The organism is Thioclava sp. ES.031 (assembly GCF_002563775.1).
In the GTDB taxonomy this organism is placed as follows: domain Bacteria; phylum Pseudomonadota; class Alphaproteobacteria; order Rhodobacterales; family Rhodobacteraceae; genus Thioclava.
The window spans coordinates 3,733,593-3,757,885 of record NZ_PDJO01000001.1 but is presented as its reverse complement, the minus strand read 5'-3'; the positions used below and the strand labels follow the sequence as shown (position 1 = coordinate 3,757,885).

The window sequence follows — 24,293 nt, the reverse complement described above, 5'->3', positions numbered from 1 at the left end:
TTTGCGTAAAATCAGGTCTTTCCGGGATATAAGCCCTCGCCGGGATCCATTCCAGCCAGTTTAGAACCTTTTTAAACTCGGAGCCTGCGACCTTTCGTCAGGCCTTGCGCAGGACGGGGAGTGGTGAAACGCTCGCGCGCAACATCTGTGTGCCGGAGGCTGATATGATCGAGAAACGGAATTTCTACATCGACGGGGCGTGGGTCGCTCCCAAGGCGGCGCGCGAGTACGAGGTGATCGACCCGTCCACTGAGGATCCCTGCGCGGTGATCTCGCTGGGTGACCAAGCCGATACGGATGCGGCAGTCGCGGCGGCGAAGGCCGCGCTGCCCGGCTGGAAGGCCACGGACCCGGCAGAGCGGATCGCGGCGGTCGAGCGGATCGCCAAGGTCTATGCCGAGCGCGCCGAGGATATGGCGCAGGCGATGAGCCTCGAGATGGGCGCGCCGATCGATCTCGCGCGCCGCAACCAGTGGGGCGCGGGTGCCTATCACATCAAGAATTTCATCGACGCGGCGAAGGCCTTCGACTGGGTGCATCCGCTGGGCGACGGCACGCCGGGCGCGATGATCGCCTATGAACCCGTGGGCGTCGTCGGGCTGATCACGCCGTGGAACTGGCCGATGAATCAGGTGACGCTGAAGGTGATCCCGGCGATCCTCGCAGGCTGCACGATGGTGCTGAAACCGTCCGAGGAAGCGCCGCTGTCCTCGCTGCTGTTCGCGGAAATCCTCGATGCTGCTGGGCTGCCCAAGGGCGTGTTCAACCTTGTGAACGGTGACGGCGTTGGCGTCGGCACACAGCTTTCGACCCATCCCGATGTCGAGATGATTTCCTTCACCGGCTCGACCCGCGCAGGGCGCGCGATCTCGAAGGCGGCGGCCGATACGCTCAAGCGGGTGACGCTGGAGCTGGGCGGCAAGGGCGCCAACCTGATCTTCGCCGATGCGGATGAGGATGCGGTCAAGCGCGGCGTGCGGCATTGCTTCCAGAACTCCGGCCAAAGCTGCAACGCGCCGACGCGGATGCTGGTCGAGCGTTCGGCCTATGACAAGGCCGTGGAAATCGCGCGCCAGACCGCCGAGGCCACGCAGGTGGCCAGCCCGCGCGAGGAAGGCAAGCATATCGGCCCGGTCGTGAACAAAACGCAGTTCGACAAGATTCAGGGCCTGATCGAGACCGGCATCGCGGAGGGCGCGAAGCTCGTCGCGGGTGGCCCCGGGCGGCCCGAGCATCTCAATCGCGGCTTCTATGTCCGTCCGACGGTCTTCGCCGATTGCGATCCCTCGATGACGATCATGAACGAGGAAATCTTCGGCCCCGTCCTGTCGATCATGCCCTTCGATAGCGAGGAGCAGGCGATCGAGGTGGCGAATGCCACGCCTTACGGTCTGACCAATTACCTGCAATCGGGCGATGGCGCGCGGCGCAACCGTCTGGCGCGGCAGCTACGCTCGGGGATGGTCGAGATGAACGGTCAGGACCGTGGCGCGGGCGCACCGTTCGGCGGCGTCGGCTCCTCTGGCCGGGCGCGCGAGGGTGGCCGTTGGGGCATCGAGGAATTCTGCGACGTGAAGTCGATCTCCGGCTGGGCGGAATAAGGGGCGCTGCCCCTCTTGGCCTCTCGGCCAATTCACCTGCGGATATTTCTATCGAGAAGAAGAGGGGCGGTTGCGCAAGCGGCCGCCCTTCGACATGATCGCGCGGCTTTTGGAACGGGAGAATGAGATGAGCTTCACGCTGGCGACCTGGAACATCAACTCGGTGCGGCTGCGCGAGGGGCTGGTGCGCAAGCTGATGGAGGAAGAGGCGCCCGACGTGCTCTGCCTGCAGGAGTGCAAGAGCCCGGTCGAGAAGATCCCGCTCGAGGGGTTCAAGGCACTGGGCTACACTCACATGGTTGCGCGCGGTCAGAAGGGCTATAACGGCGTCGCGATCTTCTCGAAAATCCCGATGGAAGAGAACAGCGCCCATGATTTCGCCGATCTCGGTCATGCACGCCATGTCGCGGGGACGCTCGAGAACGGGGTGACCATCCATAATTTCTACGTGCCCGCAGGCGGCGACGTGCCGGACCGCGAGGTGAATGAGAAGTTCGGGCAGAAGCTCGATTACCTCACCCAGATGCGCGATTACTTCAAAGCCGAAGCGCCGCAGAAATCGATCCTCGTGGGCGACCTGAATATCGCGCCGCGCGAGGATGACGTCTGGAGCCACAAGCAGCTTCTGAAGATCGTCAGCCACACGCCGATCGAGGTCGAACATCTGCACGACACGATGGAAGCGGGCAAATGGGTGGACATCACCCGGCAGGACATCCCCGAGGGGCTTTTGTATTCGTGGTGGTCCTATCGGGCGCGCGACTGGGATGCCGCCGACAAGGGCCGCAGGCTCGATCATATCTGGGCGACGCCGGATATCTCGAACGCGGCCCATGGCAGCCGTGTGCTGCGGGCGGCGCGCGGTTGGGAGAAGCCTTCCGATCACGCGCCGGTATTCGCAACCTTCGATCTGTAAACGCTTGCGGCAGCGCGCCGCGGTCAAACGGGTTTGCGTTCGGCCCCTGCGAGGCCATATAGGAAAGCAAATCCTCCGCAATTTCGGGAGACGGACATGCTGGAACTGGGTGGCGGCGCCAAGGCCGCAGGCAAGAGCGAATACGTCAAGGACGTGACCGAAGCCAACTTCATGGCCGAGGTGATCGAGAAATCGCAGACCGTGCCGGTCATCGTCGATTTCTGGGCGCCGTGGTGCGGCCCGTGCAAGCAGCTCGGCCCGGCGCTGGAAGCCGAGGTCGAAGCCGCGAAAGGCGCGGTCGTGATGGCCAAGGTCAATGTCGACGAAAACCAGATGATCGCAGGCCAGATGCGCGTGCAGTCGATCCCGACCGTCTACGCCTTCTGGCAGGGCCAGCCGATCGACGGTTTTCAGGGCGCGCTGCCGCCCTCCGAGATCAAGAGCTTCGTGGCCAAGCTGATCGAAGCGTCCGGCGGTGAGGCCGGCAACGGTCTGGGCGATGCGGTCGAGGCGGCGGAAGCGATGCTGGCCGAGGGCGCGGCGGAAGACGCAGCGGAGACCTTCGCGGCGATCCTCGAAGAAGATGGCGAGCTGGCGGAGGCCCATGGCGGCCTGATCCGCGCGCGCATCGCGCTGGACCAGCTGGACGCGGCAGGCGCGGCTTTGGCAGCCGTGCCCCCGAAACTGTCCGACAGCGCCCCGGTGGAGGCGGCGCGCGCGCAGCTCGATCTGGCGAAACAGGCGCAATCGGCCGGTCCGCTCGACGATCTCAAAGCCAAGGTCGAGGCCAATCCCGACGATCATCAGGCGCGCTTCGACTATGCGCAGGCGCTTTACGCAGCGGGCAATGTCGAGGAGGCCGTGGACCAGCTTCTCGAGCTGTTCCGCCGTGATCGCGCATGGGACAACGAGGCCGCGAAGACGCAGCTTTTCACCATTTTCGACGCGCTCAAGCCGAACGATCCGATCGTGGCAAAAGGCCGCCGCCGTCTGTCGTCGATGATATTTGCCTGAGGGCAGGGTCGCGCTAGTTTCATCAGCATGATGAAGAAAGGCGACTTGCCCGAAATCCTTCCGCTTTTTCCGCTGCCCGGTGCGCTGCTGCTGCCCCGGGCGCGGCTTCCGCTGCATATCTTCGAGCCGCGCTATCTGCAGATGATCGAAGATTGCATGAAGACCAAGTCTCGGCTGATCGGAATGATCCAGCCGATCAAGGGGCCGGAGGGGCAAAACCACCTCAATGCGATCGGCTGTGCGGGCCGTCTGACCGGGTTCTCCGAGACCGAGGACGGGCGCTACATGATCACCCTGTCGGGGATCTCGCGCTATCGCATCGTGAAACAGATCGAGGGCTTCACGCCCTATATTCGTGCCGAGGTCAGTTGGGCCGGGTTCGAACGCGATCTGGGCGCGGCCGAGCATGACACCGGTTTCGACCGCGACGAATTTCTCGACCTGCTGGCGAAGTTTTTCCACGCGCAGGGGCTGGATACCGATTGGGAAACGCTGAAAGATGCCGATGACGAGTTGCTGATCAACTCGCTCGGGATGCTGTTGCCGCTGGAGCCGGAGGACAAGCAGGCGCTGTTGGAAGCGCCCTGTCTGGCCACCCGGCGCGAGACCTTGGTGACCCTGATCGAATATGCGCTGCATGGCGGCGGAGAGGAGCGGTTGCAATGAGCGACGAGACTGAGAGCGAGACGGCCCGCGAGAAGCCGCTATTCGACCGGCACATGCTGGAGGCGCTCGTGTGCCCGCTGACCCATGCGGTGCTGAAATACGATGCCGAGAAGCAGGAACTGGTTTCGCAGCCCGCGAAGCTGGCCTTCCCGATCCGGGGCGGCATCCCGATCCTTCTCGCAGACGAGGCCCGCCGGATCGACGAATAAGGCGCGGCGTTTTAAAGCGCGCGGCCCTGCAACAGGCGGGGCAGGGGGCCTGACAGGCCCGCCGCTTGCTGCATGAACCCGCGCCGCAGCCCCGGGATCGCCTGCACCAGACCCATCCCCAGATCGCGCCCCGCTTTCAGCAGCGGATTGTCGTTCGAGAACAGCTTGTTCACGGTATCCATGCCGAGCGCGAGCGAGGTCGAGTCGAAGCGCCGCCAGCCCTGATAACGCTCCAGAACGTCCTCGGCGCCGATATCCTCGCCGCGCCGCATTGCCTCGACCACGATCTCCGCCAGCGCCGCGACATCGCGCAGCCCGAGGTTCAGGCCCTGGCCCGCGATCGGATGCACGCCATGCGCCGCATCGCCCACCAGCGCCACGCGCGGCGCGACATAGGCTTTCGCAAGCGTCAGGTTCAGCGGGTAAGAGAAGCGCGGACCCGCCAGTTTGATCTCGCCAAGGAAATCGCCGAAGCGCGGGCGCAGCACGGCGAGGAAATCCTCGTCATCCAGCGCCGAGATCGTCTTCGCGTTTTCCTCGGTCTCGCTCCAGACGATCGACGACCGGTTGCCCTTCAGCGGCAGGATCGCCAGCGGCCCGGTCGGCATGAAGAACTGCTGCGCGATGCCGTTATGGGGCTTCTCGTGCTCGACCGCAGCCACCAGCGCGGTCTGGCCGTAGCCCCAACCTTCGCGGGTGATCCCGGCGCGTTCGGCCACGCGTGAGCGGCGACCGTCCGCCCCGATCAGCAGCTTCGCGGTCAGGGTCTTGCCGGTGGACAGGCTCACCTCGACCCCGCCGGGCACGACCAGCTGGCCTGTCACCTGCGTCTCGTGCAACAGCGTGATCTTGTCGCTCGCCTCCATCGCATCGAGGAAGGCACGATAGAGGTAGCGATCCTCCAGCATGTAGCCGACCGGCGCCTGATCCAGCTCGCGCGCGTCGAAATGCAGGAAGAAAGGGGCCGCCCCTTCGCCTGCGTGACCGTCGGCGGCTTTCACTTCCATCATCGGCTGCGCCTGATCGGCCAGCCCGTCCCAGACGCCAATCGCGCGCAGCAGTTTCTGCGACGCGATCGCCATCGCATAGGCGCGGCCGTCGAACGTGTCGGTCGCGCGCTGGCGTGCCGGTGCGGCGTCGACAAGGGTCACGGAAAGGCCGGCGGAGGCCAGTGCAAGCGCCAAGGCGGGGCCGTTGAGCCCGCCGCCCGCGATGATGACATCTGAATCGTGTTTCATGGCGCTTACTATGGCGCTGGAAGCGGGATTGTCCATGCGCGGGACTGTCGCTAGCGTGGCGGAAAGAACGAAGGAGGCGGGCATGGAATGGCGGTTGGCAGGGGCTGCGGAACAAGGACGGGCGATTGCCGCCGGTCAGCTCGATCCGGTGGAGCAGACCGAGGCCTATCTGGAGGTGGCTGAAGCCTCGGAGGACATCTATGCGCGTCTCACGCCGCAGCGGGCGCGCGACGAGGCGATGGCCGCGCATCAACGCGCCAAGCAGGGAACCAGGCGCGGGATGCTCGACGGGGTCGCGCTGTCTTGGAAGGACCTGTTCGACACCGCCGGGGTCGCGACGGAGGCGGGTACGCGGCTGCTGGCGGGGCGTGTGCCTGAGCGCGATGCGGATGTGCTGATCGAAGCCACGCTGGGCGGCTCGGTCTGTCTGGGCAAGACGCATATGACGGAACTGGCCTTCTCGGGGCTGGGCGTGAACCCGATGACGGCGACGCCGCCGAATATTCATGACCCCGAACTCGCGCCGGGCGGTTCGTCCTCGGGCGCGGCGCTGTCGGTGGCGCGCGGATTGGCGGCGGCGGCGGTGGGCTCGGACACGGGCGGTTCGGTGCGTATTCCGGCCGCGTGGAACGATATCGTGGGGCTCAAGACGACTCATGGGCGGATCACGACGAAAGGCGTCGTGCCGCTCTGCCGGACCTTCGACACGGTCGGGCCGATCACGCGCAATGTCGAGGATGCCGCGCATGTGCTGGCGCTGCTGGAGCGGCGCGCCGCGCCGGATCTGCGCGAGACGAGCCTCAAGGGCAAACGGCTGCTGGTGCTGGAAGGGCTGCCGTTCGAGGGCACGCGCGAAAAGCCGGTGCAGGGCTTCGAGCGGGCCGTCGAGGCCTTCGCCAAGGCGGGCGCGGTGATCGAGCGGCGGGGCCTGCCGATGGTGCGCCCGGCGATGGACCTTTCGGGTGTTCTTTTCGCCCCCGAAGCCTATGGCGAATGGAAGCACGAGATCGAAGCTGCGCCCGAGAAGATGTTCGCGGCGATCCTAGAGCGGTTCCGCAGCGGGCGCGACGCGCTGGCCTCGGATTATGCGAAGGGCTGGCACGAACTGGCGGGCTACCGCGCCGCCTATCTGGAGGCGACCGCGGAATATGACGCCGTTCTGGTGCCGACCTCGCCGATCCTGCCGCCCGATGTGCGCCGCCTTCTCAGCGACAAGGCCTATTTCCAGGAAGAGAACGTGCTCGCGCTGCGCAACACCCGGATCGGCAACGTGCTGGGGCTATGCGCGCTCAACCTTCCGACGGGCATCCCAAGCTGCGGGATTTCGCTGATGGCGCCGCCGATGACGGAGGATCGGTTGCTGCGTTTGGGCATGGCCGCCGAATCGTCGCTGGCCTGAAAACCACATTTCTTGTGGTCAACCCGCTCTGGAGCTTGTCTTTTTCTGGACGAAACGGCGGAGCTTTTGTAACCTCGTCGGCAATAAGGGGCGACATAGACCCCATTCGATGAGGCACAGATGGACTTTCCCGAGCGGTTTTCGAACCTGCCCGAATACGCATTTCCGCGTTTACGCGCGCTGCTCGATTCGCATGAACCGGGCGGCGACGTCTTGGCTATGTCCATCGGTGAGCCGCGCCATCCGATGCCCGAGTTCGTCGGCGATGTGATCGCGCAAAGCCTTGGAGAATTTGGGAAATATCCCGCCAATGACGGGACGCCCGAATTGCTGGACGCGATCTCGGGCTGGCTGAAGCGGCGCTATTCGGTCGAGATCGGCCCCGAGCGGATCATGGCGCTCAACGGCACCCGCGAGGGGCTCTACAACGCCGCGATGGCGCTTTCGCCCGAGACGAAACGCGGCAAAACGCCCGTGATCGCGATCCCGAACCCGTTCTATCAGGTCTATGCGGTGGCGGCGGCAGCCGTCGGCGCGGAGCCGGTTTTCGTGCCCGCGGGCGCTGATACCGGGTTTTTGCCTAATTATGCGGCACTTGCGCCCGAGGTGCTGGACCGTATCACCGTGGCCTATCTGTGCTCGCCCTCGAACCCGCAGGGCGCAGTCGCGAGCCGCGAATATCTGGCCGATCTGCTGCATCTGGCCGAGAAGCACGATTTCATCGTTTTCGCCGACGAGTGCTATTCCGAGATCTGGCGCGAGGCCCCGCCGCCCGGTGCCGCACAGGTCGCCGCCGAGGAGGGCATCGACCCTGAGCGCGTGGTGATTTTCCATTCGCTCTCGAAGCGGTCGAACCTGCCGGGGCTGCGCTCGGGCTTCCTCGCTGCCGGGCCGCAAAGCATCAAACATATCCGTCGCCTGCGCGCCTATGCCGGTGCGCCGCTGCCGCAGCCGCTGCAGCGCGTGGCCGAGCGGGCTTGGGCGGATGAGGCCCATGTCACGGAAAATCGTCGCCTCTACGCCGAGAAATACGAGATCGCGGGACAGATCTTCGACGGCGTCGGTGGCTTCCAGCTGCCGCAGGGCGGCTTCTTCCTCTGGCTTCCCGTCGAAGACGGGGAGGCAGCGGCGCTCAAGCTTTGGACAGAGACCGGCATTCGCGTGCTGCCGGGCGCCTATCTCGCGCGCGAGGTGAACGGGGAAAACCCCGGCCAGAAATATATCAGAGTGGCTCTGGTCGCTCCAAAAGCAGAAACGCAGCGCGGGCTGATGCAGCTCCGCGACTGCCTTTACGGTTGAGGACGGTAGGTTATGGCATCTTATCAGGTTCGACAGCGCGATCCGCTTTTCGATCAGGACACGCAAGCCGTTCTGGAACGGCGTGGCAAGGAATTGGTGGGGGGGCTGCTGGTCGTCTTCGGCCTGCTCGCCGCGATGATGCTTTTCTCCTATCACCCCGAAGATCCAAGCTGGATGGCAGCCTCGGATGAGCCGGTGCAGAACTGGCTGGGCCGGATCGGTGCCGGGATCGCCTCGCCGCTCTTCGTGATCGTCGGGCACGGCGCGTGGCTGCTGCCCGCGGCGCTGGTGGCCTGGGGCCTGCGCATGATCACCCATCGCGGCGAAGAGCGCCTCGTGTCGCGGATGATCTTCTTCCCGATCGCCGTGGCCGTCGCCGCCGTTTACGCAGCGCTTCTGGTGCCGGGCGATCAATGGGGTCAGGCCTTCGGCCTCGGTGGCCATTTCGGCGACATGATTGCGGGCGCGATGCTGGGGATCGTTCCGATCTCGGGCGTGGTCGGGCTGAAGCTTCTGTCGCTGGTCCTTGCTGCTGCGACGCTGGCCATGGCGACCTTCGTTCTCGGCTTCACCAAGCCTGAGCTGCAAGCGATCACGCGCTTCATGTGGCTGGGCACGGTCGCGATCTATGTCGGCGCGATGAACCTTCTGGGCCGCGGGGCGTCGGCCTCGGTCACGGGGGCTCGCTCGGCCGCAGAGCGGGCGCGTCAGCGTCGCGCGGAAGCAGCCGAACGCGCCGCAGAGCTGGCGGCTTGGGAAGAGCAGCAGGCCTATGCCGCGCATGACTGGGCGCCCGAGGTCGAAGCGGCCCCGGCGGCACGCCCGTCCTTCCTGTCGCGTATCCGTCGTCCGGTGGAACCCGATTACGATCCCTATGATGCCTCGCCCGAACTGTTCGAGACCGAGCCCTATTGGGACGACCAGCCGCAGCCCGCAGCGCCGTCCGAGGATCGCATTCGCGCCCGGATCAGCCAGGCGGTGCAGAACCGCAAGGCGGCGCCGATCGTGGCCGATTACGCGCCCGAACCCGAAGCCCCGCTGCATCACGACATGCCCGAGACCTTCGCCGACCCCGAGCCGGAGGCGCCGCGTCCCTCGGCCTCGGTGCTGGCCGCCGTCGCCAAGCGCCTCGCACGCGCGCCGCGTCAGCCGCAGGTCGTGCATCAGGAACCGCCGCTGCGGGCCGAGCCGCAACTGCGCGCCGAACCGCCGCTCAAGGCCAAGCCGCGCTTCATGCCGGGCTTTGGCGCGCCTGCGGCTGCCGCCCCCGAGCATGCACCCGAAATGGCCTATGCCGGTGCCGACGAGCCGCATATGACGGCGGCGGAGCAGGTTGCGCAGGACTATGGTTATGCGGGCGACGACAGCCGCGACTGGACCCACCCGGATTACGAAGGCTTCGAGGCCGATCCCCGCGACATGCGCACCGAGCATTTCTACGCCGGCGAGCCGCACTCTTTCGACGAGACGGGCGCTGCGCAATGGATCGAGGAAGACGTGGTGCCGGAAATCCCGGCCTCCGCGCGCGGTCTCGACCGTCAGGTGATCAAGCAGCCCGAGCCGAAGCGCGTCGTGCAGCCTGCGGCGAAACCCGCCGCCCCCTCGCGTCGCGCGATCGAAGAGGCGCAGCCGAAGATGGCCTTCGAGAAGCCGAAAACCGCGCCCTTCGAGATGCCGCCGCTGTCGCTTCTGACCAACCCCACGACGATCCAGCGCCACCAGCTCTCGGATGAGGCGCTGGAAGAGAACGCGCGGATGCTCGAAACCGTGCTCGACGATTACGGCGTGAAGGGTGAGATCGTCTCGGTTCGCCCCGGTCCCGTCGTCACGATGTACGAACTCGAGCCCGCGCCGGGTCTGAAAGCCAGCCGCGTGATCGGTCTGGCCGACGATATCGCCCGCTCGATGTCGGCGCTGTCGGCACGTGTCTCGACCGTGCCGGGCCGCTCGGTGATCGGGATCGAACTGCCGAACGACCACCGCGAGAAGGTCGTGCTGCGCGAGATCCTCTCGGCGCGCGATTTCGACGACAAGAACATCAAGCTGCCGCTGGCTCTGGGCAAGACCATCGGCGGCGAGCCGATCGTGACCAACCTCGCCAAGATGCCCCACCTGCTGATCGCGGGGACGACCGGCTCGGGTAAGTCGGTGGCGATCAACACGATGATCCTGTCGCTGCTCTACCGTCTGACGCCGGAAGAGTGCCGCCTGATCATGATCGACCCGAAGATGCTCGAACTCTCCGTCTATGACGGCATCCCGCATCTGCTGTCGCCGGTTGTGACCGATCCGAAGAAGGCGGTCGTTGCGCTGAAATGGGTCGTCTCGGAGATGGAAGAGCGCTATCGCAAGATGTCCAAGATGGGCGTGCGCAACATCGAGGGCTACAACGGCCGCGTGAAGGAAAGCCTTGAGAAAGGCGAGATGTTCAAGCGCACCGTGCAGACCGGCTTCGACGAGGAGACCGGCGAGCCGATCTTCGAGACGGACGAATTCCAGCCCGAGCCCTTCCCCTATATCGTCGTCATCGTCGACGAGATGGCCGACCTGATGATGGTCGCCGGCAAGGAGATCGAGGCCTGTATCCAGCGTCTGGCGCAGATGGCGCGGGCCTCGGGCATCCACCTGATCATGGCCACGCAGCGCCCCTCGGTCGATGTCATCACCGGCACGATCAAGGCGAACTTCCCGACCCGGATCTCCTTCCAGGTTACGTCGAAGATCGACAGCCGCACCATTCTGGGCGAGCAGGGCGCCGAGCAGCTTCTGGGCATGGGCGACATGCTTTACATGGCAGGCGGCGGCAAGATCACCCGTTGCCACGGGCCGTTCGTCTCCGACGAGGAAGTCGAGGAAATCGTTAACCACCTCAAGAGCTTCGGTCCGCCGGAATACATGTCGGGCGTGGTCGAAGGCCCCGACGACGACACGGCGAGCGATATCGACGCGGTGCTCGGCCTCAACACTGGCGGCAATACCGGCGGCGAGGATGCGCTCTACGATCAGGCGGTGGGCATCGTGATAAAGGATCGCAAATGCTCGACCTCCTATATCCAGCGCAAGCTGGGCATCGGCTATAACAAGGCCGCGCGCCTCGTGGAGCAGATGGAAGATCAGGGCATCGTGTCCTCGGCCAACCATGTCGGCAAGCGCGAAATCCTCGTGCCCGAACAGCAATAAAGCGGTCACTGAGCTATGCGACGCGCCCCGGGGGAGACCTCGGGGCGTTTTGCATTTCAACGGGCGCCGTGTCCGCCCCAAATGCTGCCGGACGTCATCCGATACGTAGGCGCTGTTATTGAATGACATCCCCTGTTAGGCGCAAATGCGCTCAAGACGGACCCGCAGCGCGACTGGCGCGTTACGGCGGGACTTCCGCTTTCGCAAGGAGTGCCTAAATCTATGGTCATGAAACAGATCCGCATCCTGCTCGCCGCGATCTTCACGCTGGCGCTCGCCCTTCCGGCCTCGGCCGGGAAAGTGTCGCTGAATGAAATCTCGGCCTATCTGAACGCGCTGTCCTCCGCCTCGGCGGATTTCACGCAGGTCAATTCGGACGGGTCGATCTCGACCGGCAAGCTGTTCATCAAGCGCCCCGGCCGGGCGCGCTTCCAATACAATAACGACAAGACGCTGGTGCTGGCCTCGGCCAACCGGGTTGCGGTGTTCGATCCCAAATCGAACCAGCCGCCGGAGCAATATCCGCTGGTGAAGACGCCGCTGAACCTGATCCTGGGGCGGAATATCGACCTGAATCGCAACGGCATGGTCGTGGGCTACACGACGGATGGGCCGAAGACGATCGTCACTGCGCAGGACCCGGAGCATCCCGAATACGGGAATATTCAGCTGATCTTTACCGACGGGCCGGTCGAGCTGCGCCAGTGGGTGATCACCAACCAGTCGGGCGAGAAGACCACGACGATCCTGAACAACCTGCAGAAGGGCGGCAACTTCGCCACGTCGATGTTCTCCATCGATCAGGCACTGGCCCAGCGGCGCTGATTGCTCAGCGCCGACAGGATTGCAGCTGAATCTGATACATCTGCGCGCGGGATGCGACACGGTTGGCGACGGCGAGAAGCCAGGATTTCGACCGGTGTGACCCGCGCGAATAGCCGCCGCGCCCTTCGTGATAGGCCAGATACTGGTTGCGCGCGTCGGCCTTGGAAATGCCGAGCTGCTTCTGCGTGCCGTCCATGTACCAGCCCATGAAGTCGGTCGCGTCGGCGATGCGGTTGCGCCTTGCGCCGAAGCGATGGGTGTCTTCGCGATACTCGTCCCAGGTGCCATCCAGCGCTTGGCTGTAGCCATAGGCGGAACTTTGACGGCCCAGCGGGATGATCCCGAGCGCGAAGCGCTGCGGCGTCTTCGCATTGCCGTCGAACTTGCTTTCCTGGTGGATCGTGGCCATCTGCACGGCGACCGGCACGCCCCAGCGGGCCTCCGTCCGGCGCATGGCGTTGAAATATTGCGGGCGTTCTTTGATGATCGCGCAGGCGTCATCAAGATTGCGCGGGGGCTTGGACGGTCCGCCTCCGCAGGCGGCCACCGCAAGCACTACGCCGAGGGCGAGGTATTTCTTCATAGCTGCTCTTCTTTGCTCTGACGGCCTTGTTTTTTGCAAGTCTATGCGTAATTGGCCCGTTCGAAAACCGGGAAACGCACAGGGTCAGCGGACTGTCGCGACGAATCGGACAATCTGTTTCCGGCGGAAATGAGGCGAAAACGTGGACCTGAGCGGTTTCACGATTTAGAATTAAGGTATGAGGATAGATATGCATACCACGCACGCGAAATATCACATCGGCCAAGTGGTGCGGCATCGCAACCACCCGTTCCGCGGGGTGGTGTTCGATGTCGATGCGATCTTCTCCAACTCGCAGGAGTGGTATGACGCGATTCCCGAGGAGTCGCGCCCGTCCAAGGATCAGCCCTATTACCACCTGCTCGCAGAGAACGACGAGAGCTATTACGTGGCCTATGTGTCCGAGCAGAACCTCGTTGCGGATTTCTCCGGCGAACCGGTGAGCCATCCCGATCTCGAGGATCTCTTCGGCGAATTCGGCAATGGCTCCTACCGGCTGCAATTCCAACTGAACTGAACCGCGCCGCCCATGGTGCAAAGCCGCGGGTCGGGCAGGGGGCTTATCCCGCCTGTCGCATCTCGATCGGGTCTAGCGGCATGCGGAAGGCGAGCAGATTGCGCCCTTCCTCGCGGTGATAGCCCAGATCGGTCGCAAGATCGCGGATCAGGAACCAGCCGAAACCACCTTCGGGCAGGCTGGTGGGGTCGGGCCGCTCCGGGTCGCGGTCTTCCAGATCGAGGCAGGCCGGGGGCAGCGCGACCCCATCGTCGCTGACCGAGCAGGTGAGCCCCTTACCGTCGCGCGCGATGGAGAGAGAGATCGTGCCTTTGCCGCTATCGCCGTAGCCATGCTCGACGATGTTGTTGAGGATTTCCGCGAGAATCAATTCGAGCGTCCCAGCCTCTTCCTCGGTCATCAGACGGATGAAACGCGCCACGGCGGCCCGCAGCGCGTCGCGCACCGCGATCGGTGTCGCCGCGAAGCTGAGGTTGAAGACCCGCACTTCCGTCTGCTGCGGGTGCGGGCTTGGGCGCGCGGTGCTGGGGGGCGATTTCGGTCTCACACGCTCACGCATATTTCCGGCCCTCCCCCAGCGCGGCTTCGATGTCGGCGTGGATTGGCAGCACCGAATCCATGCGGGTCAGGCGAAAAACCTTCGCGACATTCGGCGTCAGCCCGCAAAGCTCGAGCTGCCGGTTTGGCGCGAGCGATTTCATCACCGCCACCACCGCGCCCAGCCCGGAACTGTCGAGAAATTCCACCTTCGAGAGGTCCAGCAGCACCCGCGCCGCCGGTTGCACGGTCACATCGCGCATTCTTTCCTTGAACCGGATCGCGATGGCAGCGTCCAGCCGCGCCTCGGCCAGATGGACGACGAGCGCGCCTTCCAGCGCTTCGGCAGTGAGGTTCATGTCCGACTCCCACGGTTGATCTGACGGGAAGGCTAGACGGCAATGCTTACCATTCGGTATCCGTGGGACAGAATTTTGGAGGGTATCATGGAAAACGTGGTGATCGTCGGAGCCTCGCGCACGCCGATGGGCGGAATGCAGGGCGTCTTTGCAGCTGTGCCTGCGTCGGAACTGGGCGGGACCGCCATCAAGGCGGCGATGGACGGAGCGGGCGTCGCGCCTGCGCGGATCGAGGAAGTGCTGATGGGCTGCGTGCTGCCCGCAGGTCAGGGGCAGGCGCCCGCGCGACAGGCAGGCTTCGCTGCGGGTCTTGGCGAAGAGGTGCCCGCGACGACGCTGAACAAGATGTGCGGCTCGGGCATGAAAGCGGCGATGGTGGCCTATGACCAGATCGCGCTCGGCCAGACCGGGGTGATGGTCGCGGGCGGCATGGAGAGCATGACCAACGCGCCCTACATGCTGCCGAAGATGCGCGCAGGGGCGCGGTTGGGCCATGCTCAGGCGCTCGATCACATGTTCCTCGACGGGCTCGAGGACGCCTATGACAAGGGGCGTCTGATGGGCACCTTTGCCGAGGATTGCGCGCAGGCGTTCCAATTCACCCGTGAGGCGCAGGACGATTACGCGGTGGCCTCGCTGAACCGCGCCGTTGCGGCGGAGAAATCCGGGGCCTTCGCCGATGAGATCGCGCCGGTGACGGTGAAGACCCGCAAGGGCGAGACGGTGGTTTCCATCGACGAGCAACCGGGCAATGCGCGCCCCGACAAGATCCCGCATCTCAAACCCGCCTTCCGCAAGGACGGCACGGTGACGGCGGCGAATTCGTCCTCGATCTCGGACGGAGCGGCGGCGCTGGTGCTGGCCTCGGAGGCTGCGGCGACGGCCGAGGGGCTGCCGATCCGCGCCCGCATTCTGGGCCATGCGAGCCATGCGCAGGCGCCGGCCGATTTCCCGACGGCGCCGGTGCCGGCGGCGGAGAAACTCCTGAAGAAGCTCGGCTGGACGGTCGATGACGTCGATCTGTGGGAGGTCAACGAGGCCTTCGCGGTCGTGCCGATGGCCTTCATGCACAAGCTGGGCATCTCGCATGACAAGGTGAACGTGAATGGCGGCGCCTGCGCGCTTGGCCATCCGATCGGGGCGTCGGGTGCGCGGATCATCGTGACGCTGCTCAACGCGCTGGAAAAGGCCGATCTCAAGCGCGGCGTGGCGGCGATCTGTATCGGTGGGGGCGAGGGCACGGCCATCGCGATCGAACGGGTATGAGCGTGGATTACGACGATCTGGCGAAACGCATCGCCGCGCTGACCGAAGGCGAGACCGACGAGGTTGCGCTGATGGCGACGCTGGCCTGCGAAATCCATCATGCGGATGACCGCTTCGACTGGACCGGGTTCTACCGGGTCACCGAACCGGAACTGCTGAAGATCGGCCCCTATCAGGGTGGGCATGGCTGTCTCGTGATCCCGTTTTCGCGCGGGGTCTGCGGGGCGGCTGCCCGCGAGGGGCGCACCCAGCTGGTGCCCGACGTCGAGGCCTTCCCCGGCCATATCGCCTGCGCCAGCTCCACCCGCTCGGAACTGGTGATCCCGGTCTATGCGCAGCGGGGCCTCATCGCGGTGCTCGACATCGACAGCGATCAGCCCGACGCCTTCACCGAAGCGGATGCCGCGGCGCTGGAAGCGATCCTGAAAGACGTGTTCGGCGCGCTCTGACTTGACCGCCGCGCGGGGGCGGTGCATCCCCCGCGCATGAGTTACGTCTATGACCCGCCGCAGGAGACCCCGCGCATCCTTCATGCCGATCACGAAATCCTCGTGGTCGACAAACAGGCGGGACTGCTCTCGGTGCCCGGCAAGGGGCCGGACAAGGCCGACTGCCTGATTGCGCGGCTGCGGGGGATTTACCCCGAGGTGCTGCTGGTGCACCGGCTCGATACCGATACTTCGGGCGTGATGGTCTTCGCTCTGACGCCCCATGCGCAGCGCCATCTCGGCCTGCAATTCGAGAAGCGCCAGACGAAGAAAGCCTATCAGGCGCGGCTCTGGGGCGAGCTGGCCGAGAAGGAAGGCCGGGTCGATCTGCCGCTTTGTGTCGATTGGCCGAACCGCCCGCGCCAACATGTCGATCACGAGAACGGCCGCCCCGCCCAGACCGACTGGCGGGTGATGCGCCATGAGGACGGCACGACGCGGGTGCGGCTGATGCCGATCACCGGGCGCAGCCACCAGCTGCGGGTGCATATGGCGGAGCTTGGCCATCCGATCCTCGGCGATCCGCTTTATGCCGAAGGCCCGGCGCAGGCGTTCGAGCGTCTGATGCTCCATGCCGAGACCCTGCGCTTTCGGCATCCCGATGGCGGGATGCATATGACCTTCACCGCGCCGGTCCCGTTCTGAAACCGATACAATCGCAGGTCTTTTCCCCGCCTGCGCGCGCAGGCATACTCCTGCGAGACTTATTGCGGAGAGCCCGATGCCCAAACCTTTGCGCCTTGGTGTGAATATCGATCACGTGGCCACCGTGCGGAATGCCCGCGGCTCGGCCTATCCCGACCCGCTGCGCGCCGCGCGTCTGGCCGAGCAGGCCGGGGCCGACGGGATCACCGCGCATCTGCGCGAAGACCGCCGTCATATCCGCGACGCGGATATCGACGCGCTGCGCAGCGGCATCGACATCCCGCTGAATTTCGAGATGGCCGCGACGCCCGAGATGCAGGAGATCGCGCTGCGCCATCTGCCCCATGCGTGCTGCATCGTGCCGGAAAAGCGCGAAGAGGTGACGACCGAAGGCGGTCTCGACGTCGCGGGCGATCTGTCGCGGTTGACCGATTACGTGGGGCCGCTCGTCGAGGCGGGCATCCGCGTGTCGATGTTCATTGGTCATGACCCGGCGCAGATCGAAGCCTCCGCCAAGATCGGCGCGCAGGTGATCGAGCTGCATACCGGCCATTTCTGCGACATGCATTACGCGGGCGATTTCGCCGCCCGCGATGCCGAGCTGGAGGCGCTGAAAGCGGGCGCTGCCTATGCCGACAGTCTCGGGCTGGAGGTTCATGCGGGCCACGGTCTGACCTATGAGACGGTCGAGCCGATCGCAGAGATGAAGCAGATCCGCGAGTTGAACATCGGCCATTTCCTGATCTCCGAGGCGATCTTCGTGGGGCTCGGTCCCGCGATCGTGCATATGCGCAAGCTGATGGATGCGGCGCGGGGCTGAGGCGGCATGATCCTCGGCATCGGCACCGATCTCGCGAATATCGAGCGGATCGAGCGCACGCTCGAGCGCTTCGGCGACCGCTTCCGCAATCGCGTCTTCACCGAGACCGAGCAGCGCAAGGCCGAGCGCCGCAAGGATGTGGCGGGCACCTATGCCAAGCGCTGGGCGGCGAAGGAAGCCTGTTCCAAAGCGCTTGGGACCGGGTTGCGCATGGGCATCGCATGGAAGGATATGGCGGTCACGAATCTGCCAACGGGACAGCCGGTGATGCAGGTCACGGGCTGGGCGGCGGACCGGCTTAAGGAAATGACACCAGAGGGTTACGAGGCCGTCATCCATGTGACGCTGACCGATGACCACCCCTGGGCGCAGGCCTTCGTCGTGATCGAGGCCCGCAAGCTTTCTTGACTTGGGCGCGAGGCCGCGTATTGAGGCCAAGGAATTTTGAGGCAGGGTAAGAGATAATGGCGAAGAACAAGGCCGAGGGCGGTATCCTCGACACGATCAAGACGATTGTCTGGGCACTGGTGATCGCGGGGGTGTTCCGCACGCTGTTCTTCCAGCCCTTCTGGATTCCCTCCGGCTCGATGAAGGACACGCTGCTGATCGGCGACTTCCTCTTCGTGAACAAGATGGCCTATGGCTATTCGCGTTACTCCTGCCCGTTCTCGGCCTGCCCCTTCGACGGGCGCCTGCTGGCCAGCGACCCCGAACGCGGCGACGTCGTGGTGTTCCGTCACCCGACCAAGAACGTCGATTTCATCAAGCGTCTGATCGGCCTGCCGGGCGACAAGATCCAGATGATCAACGGCGTGCTGCAGATCAACGGCAAGGCGGTCGAGATGAAGCCCGAGCCCGATTTCGAGGAAGTCATGCAACCGCAGGGTCCGCAGGGGCTGCTGCCGCGCTGCTCGAACTCGCCGGTGGGCATGGGCGATACCTGCATCAAGAAACGCTATGCCGAGACGCTGCCCAATGGCGTCACGCATGACATTCTGCAGATCAACAATGACGGCCCCGTGGACAACACGCCCGTCTACACCGTGCCCGAGGGCATGTATTTCTTCATGGGCGACAACCGCGACAACTCCGAAGACAGCCGCTTCCCGCAATCGGTGGGCGGTCTCGGCTTCGTCCCGAAAGAGAACCTGATCGGCCGGGCCGACCGGGTGATGTTCTCCTCGGCGGGTCGCTCGCTGTTCTACTTCTGGACCTGGCGTCCGGATCGGTTCTTCAAGGCGATCAATTGAAGCTAAGCGCGGAGATCAAGGCATTCGAGCAGCGCCTCGGGCATAAGTTCAAACGGCCCGAGCTGCTGGCGCGCGCGCTGACGCATAGTTCGATCTCCACGCCGACCCGGCCCGACAACCAGCGGCTGGAATTTCTGGGCGACCGCGTTTTGGGTCTCGTGATGGCCGAAGCGCTGTTCCTGGGCGACCGCGCCGCTTCCGAGGGCCAGATGGCGCCGCGCTTCAACGCGCTCGTGCGCAAGGAAGCCTGCGCCGATATCGCCCGCAAGATCGACCTCGGTGCGGTGCTGAAGTTGGGCCGGTCCGAGATGATGACCGGCGGGCGGCGTAAGCTGGCGCTGCTGGGCGACGCGATGGAGGCGGTGATCGCCGCGGTCTATCTCGATGGTGGGTTCGACGCGGCGAAGGTGCTGATCCTGCGGCTTTGGGAAGACCGGCTCGACAGTGTCGAGGAAGACGCGCGCGACCCTAAAACCGCGCTGCAGGAATGGGCGCAGGCACGCGGTCTGCCGCCGCCGCGCTACGAGATCATCCATCGCGACGGTCCCGATCACGCCCCCAATTTCACCATCGAGGTGCGTCTGGAAAACGGCGCGCGCGAAACGGCGAAGGCCGGATCGAAGCGTCAGGGCGAGATGACGGCGGCGAAGACGCTGCTGAAACGTCTGGAAGAGGGCGCCGAGGGCTGAGCCAAGGCCCGGATCAGCCGCTAAGCGGCCCGGGCAGCGCCCGACCGCCCCCCCGGGCGGGCGCTTTCGACACCACCGCGCGCGGATAGCTCTTACGGATTTTGTCCGATTAAGCGCAGACCACGAAGGTATCACGCCCACCCGGCGGTCAGCCGCTCCCCTCCGCCACATGACAAGATGACTGGCAACGCGGGCCGTTATAAGCTACCCCGCGCCCCGTATCGCTTCGCGTATCGCCAAAAAGGAACACCCATGACCACACGCGCCGGTTTCGTCGCCCTGATCGGAGAGCCCAATGCGGGCAAATCCACGCTGCTCAACGCGATGGTTGGCGCGAAGGTCTCGATCGTCACCCATAAGGTGCAGACCACCCGCGCCCGCATCCGTGGCGTCGCGATGGAAGGCCAGAGCCAGATCGTCTTCGTCGACACGCCCGGCATCTTCCGCCCGCGCCGTCGTCTGGACCGCGCGATGGTCAACGCGGCTTGGGGCGGGGCGGCCGATGCCGACATGATCGTGCTGCTGGTCGAGGCGCATCGTGGCCTCACCCCGGGTGTCGAGAGCATCCTCGAAGCCCTGCGCGAACGTGACGGCTCGCAGCCGGTCGCGCTTGCGATCAACAAGATCGACAAGGTGAAATCCGAGGAGCTTCTGGGCCTGACCGCGAAGCTCAACGAGGCGTTCGAATTCACCAAGACCTTCATGATCTCCGCAGAGCGCGGCTATGGTGTGCAGGATCTCAAGGACTGGCTGGCAGGCGAGATGCCCGAGGGGCCGTGGCTTTATCCCGAAGACCAGATCGCCGATCTGCCGATGCGCATGATCGCGTCGGAGATCACCCGCGAGAAGCTGACGCTGCGCCTGCATGAAGAACTGCCCTACCAGCTGACCGTCGAGACCGAGAGCTGGGAAGAGCGCAAGGACGGCTCTGCGCGGATCGATCAGGTCATCTATGTCGCGCGCGACGGTCACAAGGGAATCATCCTCGGCAAGGGCGGCGAGACGATCAAAGCGATCTCCAAGGCCGCGCGCGAAGAACTTATCGAGTTTCTCGACCGGCCCGTGCATCTGTTCCTGCAGGTGAAGGTGCGCCCGAACTGGCTGGAAGAGGCCGAGCGCTATTCCGAGATGGGTCTCGATTTCAAGGACTCGAAGTGATGAGCGAGGCGCGTCTGACCACGGATTTCTGGGTCCGCGCCTATCTCAAGCGGCTGGAGCTGGCGAACATCCCGGCCTATGTCACCGCGCATGGGCAGGCGTCTTCGGGTGCCGTTCTGGTGAAATGCGCGCGGCTCGACGGGACCGCGCAAAGCTACGAGCGGCGCGCGGACCTGATGACCGGAGAGAGCGCGTGGATGCTGTTGCATGACGGTCCCGAGGCCGAGGTCGATGCCAGCATCCGCAAGCAACGCAGTTTCGACCCCGACCTTTGGGTGATCGAAATCGAGAGCCGCGACGGGCGCACGATGCTGGACGAGGATGGCCTCAGCGGCTGATCCCGAGCCGGTTTAGCCCGCGGCCCAAGGTCACGATCACCAGCCCGCCGATCCAGAAGGCCACGAGGAACTTCACGCACCACAGGCCAAGCCCGCCCCATCCGAGCTTGTCGAGGTTGAGGAAGAAATACGGGTAGAACCCGGTCTCCAGCCCGCGGATCACAGCATAGACCAGATAGACGAGTGGCCAGGCGAGCCAGATCACCGCGTGGTGGCTCGTCAGCCCGCCTTTCGGCGCGAAGGCCAGCCACCAGACCGGCACGAGGATCGGGGCTGCGGTGTGGTAGAGCAGGTTCGAGACGTAATCGAGCCCATGCAGCGGCGTGTCGCCGGCCAGCAGCAGGTGATAGACCACGCCGACGATCAGGATCCACAGCACCAGCGCCGCGAGGAATGGTTTGGCCAGCGCCCGTTTGCGCCATGCCATCCAGCCGAAGGCGAGGCCCACGAGCGTATTCGTCCAGATCGTGAAATAGCGAAACATCAGCCACAGGATGCCCAGCGGCACGGTGGCGTGGGGATGCTCGGCCATGTTGTTGAGGAAGCTCGCACCGAAGGCCGCCAATTCGACGAGGGCGATCAGGGCGGCGAAAAGGATCGAGGCGCGTGTCATGGCGATGACGCTAGTGCGGCGCGGGTCGCTCGCGCAACTCACGAAGCTGCTTGCGCCGCAACGTCACGGAAAGGATAGTCGCAGCCATGGACTGGCAAGACCTCGGCACGATCCTCTCGGCACGACCCCATGGCGAAAGCTCGATGATCGTCGAGCTGTTCACCTCGGCGCATGGGCGTCACGCGGGCGTGGTGCGCGGGGGCGCGTCGCGGAAGATGACGGGGATCTTGCAGCCGGGAAACCGGGTCACGGCGACGTGGCGCGCGCGGCTGGAAGATCACCTTGGCAGTTACACGATCGAGCCTTTGCAGAGCCGCGCGGTGATCCTGTCGGACCGGCAGGCGCTGGCCGGGCTGAACGCGGCGACGGCTTTGCTGCGGTTCACGCTGCCCGAGCGCGAGGCGCATGATGCGCTGTTCCTGGCCTCCGAGGCGCTGTTCGACGCGATGGCCGAGGGCGGCGACTGGGTGCCGACCTATCTGCGCTGGGAGCTGGGACTTTTGGAGGAGATGGGCTACGGGCTCGACCTGTCCTCCTGCGCGGTGACCGGATCGCGCGACGATCTGGCCTATGTCAGCCCGCGCTCGGGGCGTGCGGTGAGCCGTCAGGGCGCCGGGGAATGGGCGCCGCGACTGCTGCCGCTGCCGCTATGCCTGCTAGGGCAGGGGCCCGCGAGCCTTGGCGAGATCGTGCAAGGGCTGCGGCTGACCGGGTTCTTCCTTGGCGAGCGGATGGCACCGGATCTGGGGGATCGGCCCTTGCCCGAGGCGCGGCAGCGGTTCGTGGATTTGCTGGGGCGGAGTGCGCGGTAGCTCATAAAGCCTGGCGCGGGGCGACCAGCCCCGGGCCGCGCCCGACCCTCCCCCCGGGAGGGCGCATTGGCGATGCCGTCGCAGGCACGTGAGGCATGCGGGCTTGCGAGATAAAGCGCCAAGCCACAGGCGGAGCACAGCGCCCACCCAAGGGTCGGGCGCGTCCCTTACCTCAGGCTCAAGGCCGCTCGCGATCGTCCAGCAACAGCGTCAGCAACGCCAGATCCAGCCAGCGCCCGAACTTCTTGCCGACCTGCGGCATCAAGCCGACCTGCGTGAAGCCCAGCCGCTCGTGTAGCCGGATCGAGCCCTCATTCGCGGCGTCGATCGCGCCGACCATGACGTGAAACCCGCCCTCTTTGGCGCGTTCGATCAGCGCTTCCATCAGCTTCGCGCCCTTGCCGCCCGCGCGGTGCTCGCGGTGGACGTATACGGAATGTTCGACGCTCAGGTGATAGCCGTCATGGGGGCGGAACGGGCCGAAGCTCGCATAGCCCACGGCACGCCCGTCTTCCTCCCAGACCAGCACCGGATAACCCGCCGCCTGCCGATCCGCGATATAGGCGCGGCGGTTCTCGGGGCCGACCTCGACCTCGTTCCAGATCGCGGTCGTGTTGCGCACCGCGTCATTGTAAATCTCGGTGATCGCCTCTGCGTCTTGCGGTCTTGCGTCGCGGATCATCTGCGCCCCTCCAGTCTGTCGCGCAAGATTTGGCCGCGAAACCGGGCGAGCGCAACGCTATTTCTGCACGACGAAATGTCCGGTGCGGCGCACGGCCTCGGCGGCGGACACGAACTCCACCCCAAGATCGCGGGTTGCGGCCGCGTGGCTCAGGTGCATCTTCATCCCGAGCATCGGCTTGATCAGCGCGATCTGCTCGTCGAACAGCGCGAGGATCGAGACGATCCAGTTCGGCGCCTTCCGCGTCGGGATCTTGCGGTCGGGAAATTCCGCTTTCAGCACCCGCGCCATCTCGAGGAAGGACATGAAGCTTTCCGCGCAGACATAGCGACGGCCGATGCTCTCGGACCGGTCGAGCGCCGCGACATGGCAGGCGGAGACATCGGCCACATCGACCACCGGGATGTCGAATTCCGGCGCCATCGGGTCCTTGCCCGCCATCAGCCGCTCGATCACCGCGACGGACGAGCCGGTATGGCGATCCATCGGCGTGCCGCAGACGAGGCCCGGATTGATCACGGTCAGCCGCATCTCGTGATGATCCTCGATGAATTCCCACGCGGCTTCCTCGGCGAATATCTTCGAGCGCGTATAGGGGCTGCAGGTCGGCGCGCGCGGGTTCGACCAGTCGACCTCCGTGATCGGGTCGGAGGTTACGCCATGCATCACCGCCTCCATCGAGGAGGTCTGGATCACGCGGGTCACACCGGCGGCCTGCGCAGCGCTCAGCACCCGCTTGGTGCCCTCGACCGCAGGCTGGATCACCTCGGCCTCGTTCTTGGGCTTGCTGAGCGGGAAGGGGGAGGCGGTGTGGATCACGGCATCGACCCCCGCCATCGCCGCGTCCCAGCCCTTATCCGCCATCAGATCCGCCTCGACGAAGCTCAGCCGCTCCAGCGCTTCGGGGCTAAGGTCGCTCAAGGCGGCTTTCACCTCCTCGCCGCGGCTGGCCTTGCGCAGCGTACCGCGCACGATCTCGCCCTGCGCCAGAAGGTCATAGGCAATGCGTTTGGCGATGAAGCCGGTGATGCCTGTGACCAGAATTGTGCGAGCCATGCGCCCTCCATTGTGCTGAACCTCGTCGTTCAACTTGCGGGGGCGTTGGGCGGGTGTCAAATCAGAACGGGGCGATGCGAGATTTGCCCGCATCGCCCCGTATTTTTCAGTCTGGTTCCGGCGCCGCGACGCG

27 protein-coding genes are annotated in these 24,293 nt (G+C 65.1%); 20 read left to right on the top strand and 7 right to left on the bottom strand.

Features of this window, described 5'->3' with window-relative positions:
• Nucleotides 1-164: 164 nt before the first annotated feature.
• From AXZ77_RS17935 to AXZ77_RS17915, 5 genes are all read left to right on the top strand, one after another.
• The gene (locus AXZ77_RS17935) at nt 165-1,601 is read left to right on the top strand and encodes an aldehyde dehydrogenase family protein (protein ID WP_098412182.1); all 1,437 of its coding nucleotides are present in this window, start codon (nt 165-167) and stop codon (nt 1,599-1,601) included.
• 127 nt (nt 1,602-1,728) lie between these two features.
• The gene (locus AXZ77_RS17930; RefSeq protein WP_078542609.1) at nt 1,729-2,517 is read left to right on the top strand and encodes an exodeoxyribonuclease III; all 789 of its coding nucleotides are present in this window, start codon (nt 1,729-1,731) and stop codon (nt 2,515-2,517) included.
• A gap of 96 nt (nt 2,518-2,613) precedes the next feature.
• Entirely contained in the window at nt 2,614-3,531 is a 918-nt protein-coding gene (locus tag AXZ77_RS17925) for a co-chaperone YbbN (protein ID WP_098412181.1), read from the top strand.
• Nucleotides 3,532-3,558: 27 nt separating this feature from the next.
• Nucleotides 3,559-4,197: an LON peptidase substrate-binding domain-containing protein gene (locus AXZ77_RS17920; protein WP_098412180.1), complete on the top strand. Its 639-nt coding sequence runs from the start codon at nt 3,559-3,561 to the stop codon at nt 4,195-4,197.
• Nucleotides 4,194-4,406 carry a Trm112 family protein gene (locus tag AXZ77_RS17915; protein ID WP_078542531.1) on the top strand — a complete coding sequence of 71 codons (213 nt, stop codon included), beginning with the start codon at nt 4,194-4,196 and terminating at the stop codon, nt 4,404-4,406. The genes AXZ77_RS17920 and AXZ77_RS17915 overlap by 4 nt, the downstream gene beginning before the upstream one ends.
• Nucleotides 4,407-4,417: 11 nt before the next feature.
• Here the strand turns inward: AXZ77_RS17915 and AXZ77_RS17910 are convergent, their stop codons facing one another.
• Nucleotides 4,418-5,644 carry an FAD-dependent monooxygenase gene (locus AXZ77_RS17910; protein ID WP_255266543.1) on the bottom strand — a complete coding sequence of 409 codons (1,227 nt, stop codon included), beginning with the start codon at nt 5,642-5,644 and terminating at the stop codon, nt 4,418-4,420.
• 82 nt (nt 5,645-5,726) lie between these two features.
• Between AXZ77_RS17910 and AXZ77_RS17905 the strand changes: the two genes are divergently transcribed.
• The 4 genes from AXZ77_RS17905 (at nt 5,727) to AXZ77_RS17890 (ending at nt 12,347) form a co-directional block, all read left to right on the top strand.
• Nucleotides 5,727-7,043, top strand: coding sequence for an amidase (locus tag AXZ77_RS17905; protein WP_098412178.1), 1,317 nt, complete (start codon nt 5,727-5,729; stop codon nt 7,041-7,043).
• Nucleotides 7,044-7,163: 120 nt separating this feature from the next.
• Complete coding sequence (locus AXZ77_RS17900; RefSeq protein WP_098412177.1) at nt 7,164-8,342, top strand: aminotransferase class I/II-fold pyridoxal phosphate-dependent enzyme; 1,179 nt, start codon at nt 7,164-7,166, stop codon at nt 8,340-8,342.
• 12 nt (nt 8,343-8,354) lie between these two features.
• Nucleotides 8,355-11,522, top strand: coding sequence for a DNA translocase FtsK (locus tag AXZ77_RS17895; protein WP_098412176.1), 3,168 nt, complete (start codon nt 8,355-8,357; stop codon nt 11,520-11,522).
• Nucleotides 11,523-11,750: 228 nt separating this feature from the next.
• Entirely contained in the window at nt 11,751-12,347 is a 597-nt protein-coding gene (locus AXZ77_RS17890; RefSeq protein WP_098412607.1) for an outer membrane lipoprotein carrier protein LolA, read from the top strand.
• Between the two features lie 4 nt (nt 12,348-12,351).
• On the opposite strand, the gene AXZ77_RS17885 is transcribed toward AXZ77_RS17890, so the two are convergent.
• Entirely contained in the window at nt 12,352-12,930 is a 579-nt protein-coding gene (locus AXZ77_RS17885; RefSeq protein WP_098412175.1) for a lytic transglycosylase, read from the bottom strand.
• Between the two features lie 190 nt (nt 12,931-13,120).
• On the opposite strand from AXZ77_RS17885, the gene hspQ reads away from it, so the two are divergent.
• A complete protein-coding gene (gene hspQ / locus AXZ77_RS17880) occupies nt 13,121-13,447 on the top strand; it encodes a heat shock protein HspQ (protein ID WP_078521487.1) in 327 nt (108 codons plus the stop codon).
• A 43-nt stretch (nt 13,448-13,490) separates the two neighbouring features.
• On the opposite strand, the gene AXZ77_RS17875 is transcribed toward hspQ, so the two are convergent.
• Both AXZ77_RS17875 and AXZ77_RS17870 read right to left on the bottom strand, forming a co-directional pair.
• On the bottom strand, nt 13,491-14,006 hold the full coding sequence (locus tag AXZ77_RS17875; protein ID WP_098412174.1) for an ATP-binding protein: 516 nt from the start codon (nt 14,004-14,006) through the stop codon (nt 13,491-13,493).
• The gene (locus AXZ77_RS17870; RefSeq protein WP_098412173.1) at nt 13,999-14,343 is read right to left on the bottom strand and encodes an STAS domain-containing protein; all 345 of its coding nucleotides are present in this window, start codon (nt 14,341-14,343) and stop codon (nt 13,999-14,001) included. Before AXZ77_RS17870 ends, AXZ77_RS17875 begins: the two co-directional genes overlap by 8 nt.
• Nucleotides 14,344-14,430: 87 nt before the next feature.
• Between AXZ77_RS17870 and AXZ77_RS17865 the strand changes: the two genes are divergently transcribed.
• The 9 genes from AXZ77_RS17865 to AXZ77_RS17825 all read left to right on the top strand — a co-directional run bounded on the left by AXZ77_RS17865 (nt 14,431) and on the right by AXZ77_RS17825 (nt 20,997).
• A complete protein-coding gene (locus AXZ77_RS17865) occupies nt 14,431-15,609 on the top strand; it encodes an acetyl-CoA C-acyltransferase (protein WP_098412172.1) in 1,179 nt (392 codons plus the stop codon).
• Nucleotides 15,606-16,058 (top strand): GAF domain-containing protein, encoded by a 453-nt coding sequence (locus AXZ77_RS17860; RefSeq protein WP_098412171.1) that lies wholly within the window; start codon nt 15,606-15,608, stop codon nt 16,056-16,058. Before AXZ77_RS17865 ends, AXZ77_RS17860 begins: the two co-directional genes overlap by 4 nt.
• Before the next feature lie 36 nt (nt 16,059-16,094).
• Nucleotides 16,095-16,742, top strand: a complete 648-nt coding sequence (locus AXZ77_RS17855; RefSeq protein ID WP_098412170.1) for an RluA family pseudouridine synthase — start codon at nt 16,095-16,097, stop codon at nt 16,740-16,742.
• A gap of 76 nt (nt 16,743-16,818) precedes the next feature.
• Nucleotides 16,819-17,562 (top strand): pyridoxine 5'-phosphate synthase, encoded by a 744-nt coding sequence (locus AXZ77_RS17850; RefSeq protein WP_083077999.1) that lies wholly within the window; start codon nt 16,819-16,821, stop codon nt 17,560-17,562.
• 6 nt (nt 17,563-17,568) lie between these two features.
• The gene (gene acpS / locus AXZ77_RS17845; protein ID WP_078542544.1) at nt 17,569-17,970 is read left to right on the top strand and encodes a holo-ACP synthase; all 402 of its coding nucleotides are present in this window, start codon (nt 17,569-17,571) and stop codon (nt 17,968-17,970) included.
• Between the two features lie 53 nt (nt 17,971-18,023).
• Nucleotides 18,024-18,812, top strand: coding sequence for a signal peptidase I (gene lepB / locus AXZ77_RS17840; protein ID WP_078549435.1), 789 nt, complete (start codon nt 18,024-18,026; stop codon nt 18,810-18,812).
• Complete coding sequence (gene rnc, locus AXZ77_RS17835; RefSeq protein WP_098412169.1) at nt 18,809-19,501, top strand: ribonuclease III; 693 nt, start codon at nt 18,809-18,811, stop codon at nt 19,499-19,501. The genes lepB and rnc overlap by 4 nt, the downstream gene beginning before the upstream one ends.
• 252 nt (nt 19,502-19,753) lie before the next feature.
• The gene (gene era, locus AXZ77_RS17830; RefSeq protein ID WP_098412168.1) at nt 19,754-20,659 is read left to right on the top strand and encodes a GTPase Era; all 906 of its coding nucleotides are present in this window, start codon (nt 19,754-19,756) and stop codon (nt 20,657-20,659) included.
• Entirely contained in the window at nt 20,659-20,997 is a 339-nt protein-coding gene (locus AXZ77_RS17825) for a DUF1491 family protein (protein WP_098412167.1), read from the top strand. Before era ends, AXZ77_RS17825 begins: the two co-directional genes overlap by 1 nt.
• Here the strand turns inward: AXZ77_RS17825 and AXZ77_RS17820 are convergent.
• The gene (locus tag AXZ77_RS17820; protein WP_098412166.1) at nt 20,987-21,610 is read right to left on the bottom strand and encodes a Pr6Pr family membrane protein; all 624 of its coding nucleotides are present in this window, start codon (nt 21,608-21,610) and stop codon (nt 20,987-20,989) included. The genes AXZ77_RS17825 and AXZ77_RS17820 overlap by 11 nt on opposite strands.
• An 86-nt stretch (nt 21,611-21,696) precedes the next feature.
• On the opposite strand from AXZ77_RS17820, the gene recO reads away from it, so the two are divergent.
• Nucleotides 21,697-22,422 carry a DNA repair protein RecO gene (recO, locus tag AXZ77_RS17815; RefSeq protein ID WP_098412165.1) on the top strand — a complete coding sequence of 242 codons (726 nt, stop codon included), beginning with the start codon at nt 21,697-21,699 and terminating at the stop codon, nt 22,420-22,422.
• 178 nt (nt 22,423-22,600) lie between these two features.
• Here recO and AXZ77_RS17810 read toward each other — a convergent pair whose 3' ends face one another.
• Together AXZ77_RS17810 and AXZ77_RS17805 are read right to left on the bottom strand one after the other, a co-directional pair.
• Nucleotides 22,601-23,104, bottom strand: coding sequence for a GNAT family N-acetyltransferase (locus AXZ77_RS17810; RefSeq protein ID WP_098412164.1), 504 nt, complete (start codon nt 23,102-23,104; stop codon nt 22,601-22,603).
• A 57-nt stretch (nt 23,105-23,161) separates the two neighbouring features.
• Complete coding sequence (locus AXZ77_RS17805; protein WP_176536071.1) at nt 23,162-24,160, bottom strand: NAD-dependent epimerase/dehydratase family protein; 999 nt, start codon at nt 24,158-24,160, stop codon at nt 23,162-23,164.
• Nucleotides 24,161-24,293: the final 133 nt, after the last annotated feature.